The sequence below is a fragment of the Nannocystis exedens genome (assembly GCF_002343915.1).
Lineage (GTDB): Bacteria > Myxococcota_A > Polyangia > Nannocystales > Nannocystaceae > Nannocystis > Nannocystis exedens.
On record NZ_NETK01000001.1, the window covers coordinates 2,317,032 to 2,330,813 of the forward strand.

Sequence of the window (13,782 nt, forward strand, 5' to 3'; positions counted from 1 at the left end):
GCCGGGCTCAGCGCCCGCCGCCGGCCAACTGCATGAGGTGCTCCACCTCGCTGTAGCGGACCACGCCGGCCACCGTGGTGTTTCTCTTCGTCATCGGCCGCCACACGAAGTCGGGGTGGCGGCGCTTCGACCCGCCGACCCACTCGCCGCCGATGATGCGGCCGTAGGCGTCGAGCTCGAGGATGTAGTCGTAGACCTCGGTGATCGTGAAGCTCGCCACGTTGTCGACGAGCTGCTGACTGTACCTGGGGCTTGCCTCGTTGATCCAATAGACCTCGGTGCGGAGGCGCCTCAGCTCGGCCGCGTGGCCGTTGAAGCGGTAACTCGAGCCGCCGACTCTGAGCATGGCGTTCGCGGTCGCGGCCGAGACCTGCTGGTCGTGCGTGACCCTGTAGCCGACCACCGGGTGGGTCCACACTTCACGGTCGTAGGTCCGATCGAACAGGAACGAATCGCCGCGGACCCCGAGCAGGTTGGCGAGCGCGACGTGGAAGCTGCCGGGGTTGGTGTCGCGGCACGCCTGGCTGTTGGCGCCGCCGACCGTGTTGCAGCGCAGCGACATGAGGCGGACCGACAGACCCTCGGTGTAGGCCAGGCTGATGAGCGCCTTGAGGTCGGAGATCTCGAAGCGGACCCCGTTGTAGGTGATGCCCCTCTTGGGCTCGCGCTCCATGATGGCCGCGGGCGCCCACGCGTGGCAGATGCCCAGCCACCTCTCGATGCACCGGCCGCGCGACTCGCCGCGCCGGCGGCCGCACTGGACCCTTTCCACATTGCCGCAGTCGGAGTCGTACCGGCACGATCTGCCGGCGACGCTGCCGACGCCGAATCGGTTGGAAATGACCGCGGCGACCCCGGCGCGGCCGAACGCCGCCCCGTACTTCTCGGCCGGTGAGCGGACGTTCGAGCCCGCCCAGCGGTAGTTGATGCTGTCGTTGTAGGCCGGCCAGTAGTGCCCCGGCCACGGCACGCGGTCCGCCCAGCCCGAGCGCGGCAGATCGTCGAGCTCGTAGTTGAAGTCCCTGCTGAGGAGGCGCGGGTCGTCGGCTTTCGTCCAACCCCTGCGGGACAGCAGCTCCTCCTCCAGCTCCTCGCTGAGCGTGAGCTCGTCTTCGTCGACGGCGACCTCGTCGGCCTCGTCGGCCTCGTCGATCGGCTCGTCACAGCTGGACAGCGCCGGGGCGAGCATGCCGAGCAGCAGCGCGGCGCGGCGGGTGAGGCGACCCGCGAGGGAACTCGCGGAGGATGAGAATGGAATCGTGAATGACATGAGACACCTCGAACTTGCTTGGATCGATACGCACACACTCCGTCGACGTCAGCGGCAGGAGCGCCGCCGGGTCGGGGGAGCGACATCGAGGCGAGCGTCGTCAGACAGCGTCGAACGACAACCTCGCACGTTTATCCTCTCGTCTCATGGCGACGGCGAGAGCATGCCGCCCTCGCCGAAGCCCTGGCCCATGTCGCCCTGCCTTTTCTGACGCGAAAGCCGCCGGCGAGACAGTTCCGCCTGAGCGCTTCCGTGGAACTATTGGTTGGTAGTCCCGGGTAGGCAAAGCTACGGTGTGGCGAAGCGCAAACGATGCCGCCGACACGCGCGGCGAGAACCCCCTCTCCGCGCCGTGGCAGCCGCGAATTTCAGGGAATTGCCAGAGGCCCGCGAACCCGGCGGGGCGCGCGGAGAACCGCCCGAACGGGCCTGATTTCCGCCGCTGCGACCGCCTCGCCGGCTGCTATTCATATCGTCGGTCTGGCGGCGACCGTCGGCCGCGCCGGACGCTCGAGAATTCACGGGCAAGAGCAACGCCGACCTCGCGCAGGAGCACGCGACGGCTGACGCCCAGGGCTCATCGACCGCCGGGGCCGTGGGCGATACCGCGAAGCCGTCTCCTCGTATGATGCGCATGAGACTTTCGTCAGCGAAGCGGTCGAGCGTCTCGTGCCGCAACGGCCGCTGTGAGCTCAACCCGCGCCCGCATCAATTGAGTGAGGGCGCCGGCGCAGGCGGCCAGGTCACCGGTGGTGGGTCCGGCGGTGCCGCTCGTCGGGGATGTCTCGCCCTCGGTCGGCCCGGGGCCGACGAGCTACGCCGCTGCACCTCCGTCACGCTCGCGCTGGCGGTGAGCGACGTCGATTCACGACTCGCGGTCCTTCTCGGCCACTTGCCGCTAACAGAATCCCACTGGGATCAGCTCCGGATGCTGGCGCCCGCCCGGCGACTCGGCCCTTGGTCCGACGAAGAAGTCAGGCAGATGGTGGCGGTCCGGTTCAGGCAGCAGCATCAGGAGCCCATCTGGCCGCTCGCCCTGCGCGTCCACATCGCCGTGGCGCTGCTCGCTACTGGTCCTGCTGCCGTGCGATCGGAAATTCATACGTGGTGAAGCGTCGAGCTCGCGCAGGCGAAGCGGGTCGGTCCGCGTTCGCACCCCGCATTCCCGGAACGTCAAGATCTCATCACCCGCGGAGCTCGCCGAGCAGCGGCAAGTGGAAGCCCTGCCCGAAGTCGAGAAGGCCCTCGCGGCGGCCGACGAGGCGCGCGAGCGGCAGGCGGCGCCCAGCTCGCCGCGCTCGCGGCCGTCGTCGGCCGCGTCCCAGCGCGGACCGGCGACAGGGCCGAACGCGGCACCGTTGACGGCAAGCCCCCGCCCGCCGCTGCGCCCGCCACGCAGTGAGGCCCGCACTGCGGCTATCGCGTCGTGCGCGGCTACGCTGCAGCTGGTGCCCGTGCCCGGGAACTGCTCGTGACGGAGGAGCGACGCCTTGCGCGCCGCTCAAGTGACTGGATCCAAGCTGTGCGCGCGGTTGCGCGCCCCGAAGTCCGGTGCCCATGGAAGGGCATGCCCGCAGCACTTTCCACCGACATCCGGATCCGTATCGTCGAAGCACGTGCGCAAGACAGGCAGACCTACGAGTCTCCGCCCACGGCCTCAAGGTCGACTTCGACACGCTGTCGGCCACGATCCACGCCCACGCCGCGGCCTACGCTGCGAAGTCGCGGTGAATCCTCGCGCTAACGACAATGCGCCGTATCAGCGCGCCTCGCCCGCGGCCCGGCATCATGACGCAGTTTGTCGAACGATACCTTGCGGGCATCGTCGCCCTCGCTATCATCGGCCTGACGGACGTGCTGCGCGGGTAGCGATTGTGCGCATGGGGCGGCGGCTGATTGCCCGCATGGGTCCGCATCAATATTTTCGCCGCCCATGAAGACCACCACGAAGCGCGCTTCGCACACGCTCCTCACCCTCGCGCTCCTCCCGGCGTGCAACGGCGGCGGCACCGGCGATCCATCCGCCCCGACCACGGGTGCCAGCGACAGCGACGGACCGACCGGCAGCACGACGGACGTCGCGCCGAACGCCACCGAGGCGCCGACCACCGGGTCCGCCACCAGCCAGACGCTCACGGGCGATGCCACCACCGAGGCGCCGACCACCGGGTCCGCCACCAGCCAGACGCTCACGGGCGATGCCACCACCGAGGCGCCGACCACCGGGACCACCACCGGCGACGCCACCACCGAGCCCACCGACCCTTGCGAGCCCAACCCGTGCACGGCGCCCCAGAACTGCGTCGAGGGCGCGTGCGTCGATCCGGCGCACCCCGCCGCCGGCGAGGTCATCCTCGTCGAGATGATGATCGACGTGCGCGAGTTGGGGGACAACAACGGCGAATGGATCGAGTTCAAGAACGTCAGCGATCGACACGTCGACCTGAATGGTTGCACCCTCTCCGACGTCGAGGTCGGCGCCGCGTTCCCGATCGACGCCGGCGGCCCCCTCGTGATCGCGCCCGGCGCCCTGGTGCTCATGGGCAAGACCACCGACGCCGCCGTCAACGGCGGCATCACCGTCGACCATGCGTACGGCGACGCCATCGCGCTCAACGACACCAATGGCATCATCACCCTCGCCTGTGCCGAGCTCCCCGTCGACATCGTCGAGTACTTCGCGGGTCTCTGGCCGTACGGCACCGGCGACGGCTTGCAGCTCGACCCGGGCCACGAGGACGCGACCGCCAACGACGACCCCGAATCCTGGTGCCGCGCCCTCGAGGAGTACGCTCCCCCGATGAACACCGGCACGCCTGGCGCCCCCAATCCTCCGTGCCGGTGAGGCGCTCGCGCCGGCTCGCTCCTGGGCGTAGCGGCTTTGCTGGCGCTACTCGGCACGCTCCGAGGCGCCGGGCGACGAATCGGACCAGCGCCTCGGAGTTGTGGGTGTTGAGATTGTCGAGGACGAAGATCCAGCGCGCGTCGGGATCGCTGTCGACCGTGCGCGCGATGTGGTCCACGAAGTCTTGCTCGGTACGGCGCGGGCCGATCGCGCGCGACAGACGAAGTTGTGTTCGCCGCGGGGCGCGCCTTGCGTGGTTGATGGCGCCGCGACCCATCTTCCAGGCGGAAGGCGTTCTCACAGCAGGTTTCATACGCCTTGAGGCGTGCTGACGCCGCAGTGTTTGAACCAACCGGCCGCATCGGTTGGGGTGACGAGAGCCGCAACGGCGGAAATCGCGGCCTTGAGGAGTGGGCCGGTTCGGGCCCCGAGGCCGCGAAGGGCGGTCTTGATCTTCGACCAGGCGAGCTCGATGGGATTGAGGTCGGGCGAGTACGGCGGCTGGTAGACGACCGTCGCGCCGCGCGCCTCGATGCGCTCACGGACGCCTGTCGCGTGATGGGCACCGAGGTTGTCCATCACCACGATGTCGCCCGGACGGAGCTTCGGCGCCAGATGCTTGTCGATGAACTCGAGGAAGACCTTGGCCGTCGTGCCGCCCTCGACGGTCATCATCGCCTCGATGCCGTCGATCGACAGCGCGCCGAGCATCGTCGTCACACGGCCGCGATTCCGTGGCACGACGCCATGGGCACGCTTTCCTCGCGGTGCCCACGCTCGAGCGCGGGTCATCGAGATGTGCGAGCCGGACTCGTCCAGGAAGATCAGGCGCTCGGGGTCGCAGGACTGCATCTGCGCGACGAAGGCGTCGCGCATCGCCACGACTGCGGCCGTGCACTGCTCTCGGGGAACCAGCGATTTTTTTTCCTCGTGAAGCCGAGCTCCTGAAGCTCGCGGCACATGGTGGAACGACTGACCTGGACCCCGGCCCGTACTTGCAGCGCGAAGCACAACTCGGCGAGCGTCGCGTCAGGCCGCGCCCGCACCAGCTCCACGATCAAATCTTGCTCCCGGGCCGTGATCCGCCGCTCCACTCCGCCCCCGTGCGGCTTGGGCTCGACCGAACCGGTCTCTCGCTGGAGGCGCAGCACTCGATCGACGGTCGCCCGTCCCACGTGGAAGCGCTCGGCGAGTTGCTCGTAGGTCTGCCCGTCCTGTACGCGGGCCTCAACAATGCGGATCCGAAGGTCGACAGAGATCGGCGTGGGCATGCTCTGCAAGAGCACATGAGCGCTTTCGCGCAAGCTGGCTCAGCCGTATCCTGCAGAGCCTTGATCCAGTCGCAGAGGATCAAGACGTGACGGACATGCTGTCAGGCCAGAGTCTGTGCAGATCCTGCGATCTGCACCAACATGAAGATGTGGACGAACCGGAGCCGAAACCAGGAACATACTCTATCGAAGGGCCGACTGATGTTGGGTGCGCCACGTGCATAATAGGCGTGCTTCATGTCGTGAAGTGGAGCGACGGAACTCCGAACCTGATGTGTTCGAGGTGCGGCGCGAGGGTCAGCGCGCGGCCTTCTGCGAGCAAACCGACGACGAACACCGGAAGAACTTCGGACCGGCTGTACTAGCAGCCCGAGGTAGAAGTCGGTGAGACGAAATCGCTCATGCGTATCTCGAGTGAGCGACGTGCTCTGGAAGTCGAGCTCCCGGTAGGGAGTGCCGCGAATGGCGGTCAAGAAGCGCTCCGAGCCACCGCAGAAGCGTGAGGACAGCCACGAGCACGGCAGAAAGCGCGGCCCGAAGGCCCTGGAGGGCCCTCGGTTTCCCGATTCCGTGGACCTTTCGCATGATCAAGCTCAGGTTGAATCCGGCGGCGTGGATGACCAGCCGCTTGAGGATATTGTCGTGACCGCGGACGTGGACCCTGCGCATTCCGCCGGAGTCGAGCATGTGCGCGAAGGGCCGTTCGACCAGCTCGCTGCGCTTCTTCTGCAGTTCCTTGCTCTTGCCTCGCTTCACGCGGCGGCGGTTCCGGTGCACCGCCTCACGCTCGGCCTGCTTGTCCTTCCACCGCCGGCGACCACGCGCGGGCTCCGGGATGTAGCTGCGTACGTCGACCTCCTCGAGGCTCGTGAGCACGTCGTTGCTGTGGTAGCCCTTGTCGGCGACGACCTCCTCGACGCGCTCGGCGATCTGCTCCCTGGCCTTCTCCGAGCCCTCTTGGCGCACCTCCGCGAGATTGGCGTCGGCGACCTCCAGCGTCTTCTCGATGGTCTTCGTGTCGCCCGCAGCGCCGCCGTGCACCGTCACGCCGACGATGGCGCCGGTCTCGAGGTCGACCGCCTGCTCGTGCTTGTGCGCGAGGTGGGTGCTGCCGTCCTTCATCTTCATGATCTGCGCCTCGGGATCGTGCGGGTGTACCCACTCGTCGTTCGAGCCCTTCTTCGGCCGCTTGCGGTCCAGCCGCGCCAGGTCCTCGCGCGTCGGTTCCTCGATCCCCTCGGCCTTCGCCAGGTCGGTCAAGTACTCCTTGTACGCGCGTCCGTCGTCGCGGCGCACGATCGATCGCAGCGCCGCGTTCGCCTCAAGTGTCGTTGCGTCGATCCCGAGCGTCTTGCCGCGCAACAGGCCATGCTCGGCGACCAGCTCCAGCACCCGCGTGAACACCCGCTCGTGCACGTCGGTGCTCAGCCGACGCCGCGTCCGCGAGATCGTCGAGTGATCCGGCGGCTGCTTCTCCAGGCCGAGCCCCAAAAACCGCCGCAGACTCAGCGAGTCGGCGACCCGCCAGGCGATGCCCCGCTCGCTGCCGATCCCCTCGAAGTAGCCGATCAGCAAGCAGCGGAAGTACACCCCCGGCGCGAGGCCCGGTCGTCCCATCACCTCGGCGTAGAACGGCTCGCACTGCTTCTCCGCGAAACGGTCGAAGCCGTGCTTCCGGAGCAGCTTGTCGAGCGCCTCGTAGAACGGGTGCCCGAGCCCCTGCAACTTGTCATACGTGATGAACAGCGTCGGCTGCTCCCCGTTGTCGTGCCCCATGGCCATGGCAAAGCCACTTTATCAGCTTTCATCGCAGAGCGCGATACCGCGCGCCGCTCCGCTGCTCGCGAGGTTCCTCGCGGCGTGGTTGCCGCGACTTTCACCACGGGCTGCTAGGCGTTTTTCGAGATTTCGGACATGGCCTAGTCCGGATTTCTCACCACGGATGGGTGGGGGCCCGCCAAGCGCCTGTCAGGGGGCTTGGTGGAAGGGTGTTGGACGCCGTCGACGTGAGCCGGGAGGTGCGCTCGTTACGCCCCACTGCTGGCGCGAGATCGAGCTGTTAGATGGATTACAAAGCCGGCTGCGTGTTTGGGGTGACCTGCGCATAAGGACAGACGAGCCCCGGCGCGCAGCGCGGCGCGCCCTTTGAGTGACGGATGTCGAGGCCGTCAGCGTCTCATGACGTGATGGCGGTGGAGGTTCTCGAGGACGCGCCACCACACGTGCTGGAGCGGGAAGACCGAGCTTAGGGAGACGCGGAGCCTGCGGACCGAGGCGGTGACGATGGCGCCGATCTTGAGCAGCCGCGTGCGGATCGTGGAGACCTGGGCGTGGGCGAGCTCGGTGCCGGCGAGGGCGATCCGGCGGAGCTCGTTGAGGATCATGTAGGCGACGGACGACAGCCACAGGCGGAGCTGGTTGGCGCGCAGCGTGTGGGCGCTGGTGCGGTCGGCGAAGAGGCCGAGCTGCTGCTCCTTGATCCGGTTCTCCATGTCCCCACGAGCGCAGTAGAGGTCCTCGTAGAGCGAGCGCGCGTCGTACTCGTCCTGCGAGAGGTTGGTGGCGACGAAGCGCGGATTCTCCTTGTCCGTCGTGTACTCGGCCTTGCCGACCACCCGGCGCTCTCGCGACCACGTCCGGTTGGTCTCGTAGCGAAAGTCCTTGAAGACGCGTGCTTCCTTGCCGGTCTGCTCGGAGGTGGTGCGGGCCTGCGTCATCTCGTCCTCGATCTCGGCGATCAGGCGCGAGTTCTTCTGCAGGCCGAGGACGAAGAAGAGGCCGTTGTCCTCGCACCAGCGCATGACCTCGTCGCGGCAGAAGCCGGAATCGCCGCGCACGATGATCCGGACGGCCGGCCAGCGAGCGAGGATCTGACTGACGATCCTCTCGAGCTCCTCGACCGCGCCGCTGACTGGCTGCTTGTCGGCGGTGTTCAGCGCGGCGCCAAGGATGAAGTCGCCGCAGAAGACGTACAGCGGCAGGTAGCAGTAGCTGTCGTAGAAGCCGTGGAAGAAGCGACCCTCCTGCTTGCCGTGTACGGGGTCGTCCGTCGCGTCGAGATCGAGGACGATCTCGGCGGGCGGCCGATCGTGCGCGGCCAGGAAGGTGTCGACGAAGAGGCGCTGGATGCCGTGGTCGTCGTAGCTGATCTTCTTGTAGCGCTCGTCGCCGGCCACCGTGGGCTTCGCCAGCTCCAGGCGGTTCAGCGTGCTCTTGCCCGCCAGCGCATGGCCCCGGTCGCGCACCCGCTTGCGCTGCTCGCCGGTCGGATCGGCCTTGCCTATCGCCAGCGCGAGCAAGGCATCGTCGCGGAGCACGTCGTGGTCGTTCAGGTCCTCGTAACCACACAGCAGGCCCAGCACGCGCTGCGCGAGCAGTTCCTCGACGGTGTGCTCGATGCGGCTCGGGTCGCGGTGGTCCCGGAAGCAGGCCGCGAAGTCCCGAAACACACCTGAACTCTCGGTCAGCTCCCGCAGCAACAGCAGGCCCCCGTCCGAGCTGACCCGTCCGCCGTCAAAGGCGGCCTCGACACGCCTCCGCCCGGCCGGTTGAAAATCGAACTCGGTGCGGATACACCTTGTCGTGTTCCGGCCGTACCCCTGGGTGGTCAGCAATCGTTTCACACCCGCTCGAACTCGGGAAGTGCGGCCGGAATTCCTTCCCGTGGTGAGAAATCCGGACTAGCAGCCCGAGGTAGAAGTCGGTGAGACGAAATCGCTCATGCGTATCTCGAGTGAGCGACGTGCTCTGGAAGTCGAGCTCCCGGTAGGGAGTGCCGCGAATGGCGGTCAAGAAGCGCTCCGAGCCACCGCAGAAGCGTGAGGACAGCCACGAGCACGGCAGAAAGCGCGGCCCGAAGGCCCTGGAGGGCCCTCGGTTTCCCGATTCCGTGGACCTTTCGCATGATCAAGCTCAGGTTGAATCCGGCGGCGTGGATGACCAGCCGCTTGAGGATATTGTCGTGACCGCGGACGTGGACCCTGCGCATTCCGCCGGAGTCGAGCATGTGCGCGAAGGGCCGTTCGACCAGCTCGCTGCGCTTCTTCTGCAGTTCCTTGCTCTTGCCTCGCTTCACGCGGCGGCGGTTCCGGTGCACCGCCTCACGCTCGGCCTGCTTGTCCTTCCACCGCCGGCGACCACGCGCGGGCTCCGGGATGTAGCTGCGTACGTCGACCTCCTCGAGGCTCGTGAGCACGTCGTTGCTGTGGTAGCCCTTGTCGGCGACGACCTCCTCGACGCGCTCGGCGATCTGCTCCCTGGCCTTCTCCGAGCCCTCTTGGCGCACCTCCGCGAGATTGGCGTCGGCGACCTCCAGCGTCTTCTCGATGGTCTTCGTGTCGCCCGCAGCGCCGCCGTGCACCGTCACGCCGACGATGGCGCCGGTCTCGAGGTCGACCGCCTGCTCGTGCTTGTGCGCGAGGTGGGTGCTGCCGTCCTTCATCTTCATGATCTGCGCCTCGGGATCGTGCGGGTGTACCCACTCGTCGTTCGAGCCCTTCTTCGGCCGCTTGCGGTCCAGCCGCGCCAGGTCCTCGCGCGTCGGTTCCTCGATCCCCTCGGCCTTCGCCAGGTCGGTCAAGTACTCCTTGTACGCGCGTCCGTCGTCGCGGCGCACGATCGATCGCAGCGCCGCGTTCGCCTCAAGTGTCGTTGCGTCGATCCCGAGCGTCTTGCCGCGCAACAGGCCATGCTCGGCGACCAGCTCCAGCACCCGCGTGAACACCCGCTCGTGCACGTCGGTGCTCAGCCGACGCCGCGTCCGCGAGATCGTCGAGTGATCCGGCGGCTGCTTCTCCAGGCCGAGCCCCAAAAACCGCCGCAGACTCAGCGAGTCGGCGACCCGCCAGGCGATGCCCCGCTCGCTGCCGATCCCCTCGAAGTAGCCGATCAGCAAGCAGCGGAAGTACACCCCCGGCGCGAGGCCCGGTCGTCCCATCACCTCGGCGTAGAACGGCTCGCACTGCTTCTCCGCGAAACGGTCGAAGCCGTGCTTCCGGAGCAGCTTGTCGAGCGCCTCGTAGAACGGGTGCCCGAGCCCCTGCAACTTGTCATACGTGATGAACAGCGTCGGCTGCTCCCCGTTGTCGTGCCCCATGGCCATGGCAAAGCCACTTTATCAGCTTTCATCGCAGAGCGCGATACCGCGCGCCGCTCCGCTGCTCGCGAGGTTCCTCGCGGCGTGGTTGCCGCGACTTTCACCACGGGCTGCTAGTGCTGCGACCGTAAGGTAGCGATCCGAAAACGATGCGCGAATTTGCGCTCTGACCTGGAACGTGATCTACGGGTGCCATGAGGCAGAAGAAGCCGCGGCCCCGGTTCCCCGGACTCAAGCTCAAGGACGAGGATCGAGAGCTCCTGCGCCGAAAAGCCCGGGAGCGGCTCACGGTGCGGACCTGGAAGCGAATTCGCATGCTGCAGTTGCTGGACGAGGGGAAGACGCTGGCGGCGACGGCGGCAGCGGTTGGATCGGCGGTCCCCTCGGTTCGGCGGGTTGGAGAGCGGTATCTCGCTGCGGGCGTCGAGGTCGCGCTCAAGGACGCGAAGCGACCGGTCCCACCGCGGAAGCTCGATGCTCGGCAAGAAGCCGCGATCGTCGCCATGGTCTGCGGGCCACCTCCTGAAGGACGCGCTCGGTGGACAATCATGCTCATCGTCGAGGAGTGCATGAAACGCAAGCTCGTCGACCAAGTCGGCCGGGAGACGATCCGGGTGTTGCTGAAAAACCACGCGCTCAAACCGTGGCGGGAAAAAAATGTGGTGCGTTCCTCAGATCGACGAGGAGTACGTCGCGCGGATGGACGACGTCCTCGACACCCTGGCGCGACCAGCCGACGCGTCGGAGCCGGTCGTCGCTCTGGATGAACGACCGGTCGTGCTTCGAGACCCCGCTCGACCTGGCCGGCCAGCCTCACCTGGCCGCATGGCCCGTCAAGACTATGAATACGTGCGGCGCGGAACCGCAAATGTCTTCTGCATCGTCGAACCCAAGGCAGGGCGCCACCTGACCTATGCGACGCCGAACCGCACGGCGAAGCAGTTCGCTCGGGCTCTCCGCAAGATAGCTCAACGATATCGTTCGGCGCGGACAATTCACCTCGTCATGGACAATCTTAACACCCACCGCCAGAACTCGTTATGCACCGCTTTCGGCGATGACGCGGGGCGCGAGCTTTGGAGCCGGTTTACCGTGCACTATACTCCCAAGCACGGGAGTTGGCTCAACCCTGCCGAGAACGAGGCGAGCTTATGGTCACGTGAATGCCTTGGACGGCTTCGGATCGGCTCTCTCTCCGAACTGCGCCGTCGAACGTCTCTGTGGAACAAGGACGCCCACCGCCGGCGGCGGAAGATCACTTGGCGGTTCACCAAGGAGCAAGCCCGAGCGGTGTTCAGAATCAGCCAGATCACTACGTCGCGGTCGGAGCACTAGCGCTGCCCGGCGTAGTTCGCCAGAATTTTCGACGGCGCGCGTTGACGAGCCCGCGCCTTCGCTGCGCCGAGCTCGCCACCGGCGGCCTGCTAAGCTGCCATGGCCGAGGCGCCCGGCGCATGGGGCAGGACCCCTGAGCCTGAACGGCGCCACGGCGGGTCGTTCGAGCTGCGAGTTCTGCTCAGGGCGACTCGGCCGCCGCGCTCAACTCGCCGCCGCTCGGCGCGCCGACCCGGAGGCTCACGTCAGCCTGCGGTTTTGGGGCAGGCTTGGGGCACGGAGGGGCAGCGAGGGGCAAGGGCGACAACCCGTCCCCCTCCCAAGCCCCCGTTTGGTGGAGATCCGCGGCGGTTTGGGCAGCGGGGGGATCGTTCGGCGTATTGCGCATCACGTGAGGCGCCGCGCCGGCCGCGATTCGGCACGCGAACATGCGCGGAGGTGAGGACGACATCACGGCGCTGTTCGTCGAGCTCGTAGCGAAGTGCATGCAATCGCCGTCGCAGCCGTTGGTACAGTCGCTATCTGCAAGGAGACAACCGCTCATGACGCTTCCACCGCACTCCCCTGCGGGGCTCCTCGGCGTACTACTGGCGCTGGCGCCCGCGTGCAATGGCGCCGGGAACGGTGAGGCGGCGACCGACGCGGGCACGGCCGCCACGGCCGCGGAGCCGGACACGAGCGCGGCCGCCACCGCGGATCCCGACCCCACGACCACAGCCACGCCAACGACCGGGACGTCGACGGCGGACGGCACGGACACGACGGACGCGACCGGAGAATCGACGACCGCCGGCACGACCGGAGAGGGCGCCGGGGAGCTCCTGCAGAAGTGCATGGACACCGCGACCCTCCCGGCGGAGCTCAACGAGGCGCGATGCCAGTGCAACGTCAACATCGGCTTGTACCCCGACGTGGCGACCTGCCTCTCGTTCATCCCGCCTGACGAGGCGCTCACCCCGTGCGGATGCGAGCTGTACAGCCAGGTCCCCGAGGTCGAGGAATTCTTCGACTGCATGACGCAGCCGTACATGCAGATCGTCATGTGCACCGCCGACGTGGTGTGCGCCCAAGATCCGGCGCCGCTGCTCGCGTGCCTGCAACCGTTCTACGAGCAGACCAAGGACTGCCCGTCGCTGCCGATGTCGACGACGGCCCAGGTCGAGATCCAGTGCAACATGATCGAACCCTTCCAGTGCACCTCGGGCGAGCAGATCCCCGAGACCTGGCAGTGCAACGACATCATCGACTGCATGGACGCCTCGGAGGAGAAGGGCTGCCCGAACTCGTTCGGGTGCGCCGACGGCAGCGAATACTACCCGACCAACGATGTGTGCGACGGATACGAGGACTGCCGGGACGGCTCCGACGAAGCGGATTGTCCGTGACCGTGGCGACTCCGCGCACGTTGGCTGCGAGGTCGTCGCGCACCCGCACGCGATACGCGGCTGTTCGGACTTGGGATACTTCCGGTCGTCGGGTCGAGCTGGTCTCGCCGCCGAAGTGCGGCAGCGACTCGAGCGCGCCGAGGAAGGTCTGATGCACGAGGTCGGCCGCGTCGTCGCCGCTGGCGACCTTGTTGCAGAAGCGCGACACCTCGCGGTAGTGGCGGGACACCAGCGCGTTGCCGGCCCCCGGCTGCTTGTCGCGCCAGGCCTGCGCGAGCTCCCAGTCACTCGGCTCCGACATCGGCGCGAGTATACTTCCTACCCGCGGAGGCGGCGCTGCAGGGGCGCGCGATAGGCCGTCCACTCACTGGAGCGTCTGCCCGCACTCGGCGACGGCCGACACGACGGAGTCCAGGCGAGCCACGATGTCCGGGTCGGGTAGGCCAACTTCCGAGCGCAAGAGCGTGTCGAAGTCCGGACGGATTGCCGTCGACGTTGATGGCAAGGGGGAGCGCGACGAAGGCCGTCGCGGGCGCTCGACCTGCTCCCAGGAAAGGCGCTCCGCAAGCCCCGATCCGCCC

10 protein-coding genes and 1 pseudogene are annotated in these 13,782 nt (G+C 67.4%); 4 read left to right on the forward strand and 7 right to left on the reverse strand.

Features of this window, described 5'->3' with window-relative positions; translation table 11 throughout:
• Positions 1-7: 7 nt before the first annotated feature.
• Positions 8-1,270, reverse strand: a complete 1,263-nt coding sequence (locus NAEX_RS49885; RefSeq protein ID WP_096327103.1) for a hypothetical protein — start codon at positions 1,268-1,270, stop codon at positions 8-10.
• A 1,933-nt stretch (positions 1,271-3,203) separates the two neighbouring features.
• Between NAEX_RS49885 and NAEX_RS09030 the strand changes: the two genes are divergently transcribed.
• Entirely contained in the window at positions 3,204-4,115 is a 912-nt protein-coding gene (locus tag NAEX_RS09030; protein ID WP_096327105.1) for a lamin tail domain-containing protein, read from the forward strand.
• Between the two features lie 73 nt (positions 4,116-4,188).
• Here the strand turns inward: NAEX_RS09030 and NAEX_RS54425 are convergent.
• From NAEX_RS54425 to NAEX_RS09060, 6 genes and pseudogenes are all read right to left on the reverse strand, one after another.
• Positions 4,189-4,428 (reverse strand): annotated as a pseudogene (locus NAEX_RS54425) (transposase); the annotation flags it as partial.
• Positions 4,425-5,030: an IS630 family transposase gene (locus NAEX_RS09040; RefSeq protein ID WP_245913942.1), complete on the reverse strand. Its 606-nt coding sequence runs from the start codon at positions 5,028-5,030 to the stop codon at positions 4,425-4,427. The gene NAEX_RS09040 and the pseudogene NAEX_RS54425, both read right to left, overlap by 4 nt.
• On the reverse strand, positions 4,940-5,386 hold the full coding sequence (locus tag NAEX_RS09045) for a helix-turn-helix domain-containing protein (RefSeq protein WP_143825521.1): 447 nt from the start codon (positions 5,384-5,386) through the stop codon (positions 4,940-4,942). The genes NAEX_RS09040 and NAEX_RS09045 overlap by 91 nt, the downstream gene beginning before the upstream one ends.
• 399 nt (positions 5,387-5,785) lie before the next feature.
• On the reverse strand, positions 5,786-7,168 hold the full coding sequence (locus NAEX_RS09050; protein ID WP_096325674.1) for a transposase: 1,383 nt from the start codon (positions 7,166-7,168) through the stop codon (positions 5,786-5,788).
• Positions 7,169-7,554: 386 nt separating this feature from the next.
• Complete coding sequence (locus NAEX_RS09055; protein ID WP_143825749.1) at positions 7,555-8,997, reverse strand: IS1380 family transposase; 1,443 nt, start codon at positions 8,995-8,997, stop codon at positions 7,555-7,557.
• A 107-nt stretch (positions 8,998-9,104) separates the two neighbouring features.
• The gene (locus NAEX_RS09060; RefSeq protein ID WP_096325674.1) at positions 9,105-10,487 is read right to left on the reverse strand and encodes a transposase; all 1,383 of its coding nucleotides are present in this window, start codon (positions 10,485-10,487) and stop codon (positions 9,105-9,107) included.
• Between the two features lie 188 nt (positions 10,488-10,675).
• Between NAEX_RS09060 and NAEX_RS09065 the strand changes: the two genes are divergently transcribed.
• The 3 genes from NAEX_RS09065 to NAEX_RS52815 all read left to right on the forward strand — a co-directional run bounded on the left by NAEX_RS09065 (position 10,676) and on the right by NAEX_RS52815 (position 13,201).
• Entirely contained in the window at positions 10,676-11,248 is a 573-nt protein-coding gene (locus NAEX_RS09065; RefSeq protein WP_096325583.1) for a helix-turn-helix domain-containing protein, read from the forward strand.
• Entirely contained in the window at positions 11,181-11,816 is a 636-nt protein-coding gene (locus NAEX_RS09070; protein WP_170135336.1) for an IS630 family transposase, read from the forward strand. The genes NAEX_RS09065 and NAEX_RS09070 overlap by 68 nt, the downstream gene beginning before the upstream one ends.
• Before the next feature lie 542 nt (positions 11,817-12,358).
• Complete coding sequence (locus NAEX_RS52815) at positions 12,359-13,201, forward strand: LDL receptor domain-containing protein (RefSeq protein ID WP_096327106.1); 843 nt, start codon at positions 12,359-12,361, stop codon at positions 13,199-13,201.
• The last annotated feature ends 581 nt before the right edge of the window (positions 13,202-13,782 follow it).

Coding starts and splice junctions, on each gene's coding strand:
- NAEX_RS49885 (WP_096327103.1), bottom strand. CDS start 1,270: ATGTCATTCACGATTCCATTCTCATCCTCCGCGAGTTCCCTCGCGGGT.
- NAEX_RS09030 (WP_096327105.1), top strand. CDS start 3,204: ATGAAGACCACCACGAAGCGCGCTTCGCACACGCTCCTCACCCTCGCG.
- NAEX_RS09045 (WP_143825521.1), bottom strand. CDS start 5,386: ATGCCCACGCCGATCTCTGTCGACCTTCGGATCCGCATTGTTGAGGCC.
- NAEX_RS09050 (WP_096325674.1), bottom strand. CDS start 7,168: ATGGCCATGGGGCACGACAACGGGGAGCAGCCGACGCTGTTCATCACG.
- NAEX_RS09060 (WP_096325674.1), bottom strand. CDS start 10,487: ATGGCCATGGGGCACGACAACGGGGAGCAGCCGACGCTGTTCATCACG.
- NAEX_RS09065 (WP_096325583.1), top strand. CDS start 10,676: ATGAGGCAGAAGAAGCCGCGGCCCCGGTTCCCCGGACTCAAGCTCAAG.
- NAEX_RS09070 (WP_170135336.1), top strand. CDS start 11,181: ATGGACGACGTCCTCGACACCCTGGCGCGACCAGCCGACGCGTCGGAG.
- NAEX_RS52815 (WP_096327106.1), top strand. CDS start 12,359: ATGACGCTTCCACCGCACTCCCCTGCGGGGCTCCTCGGCGTACTACTG.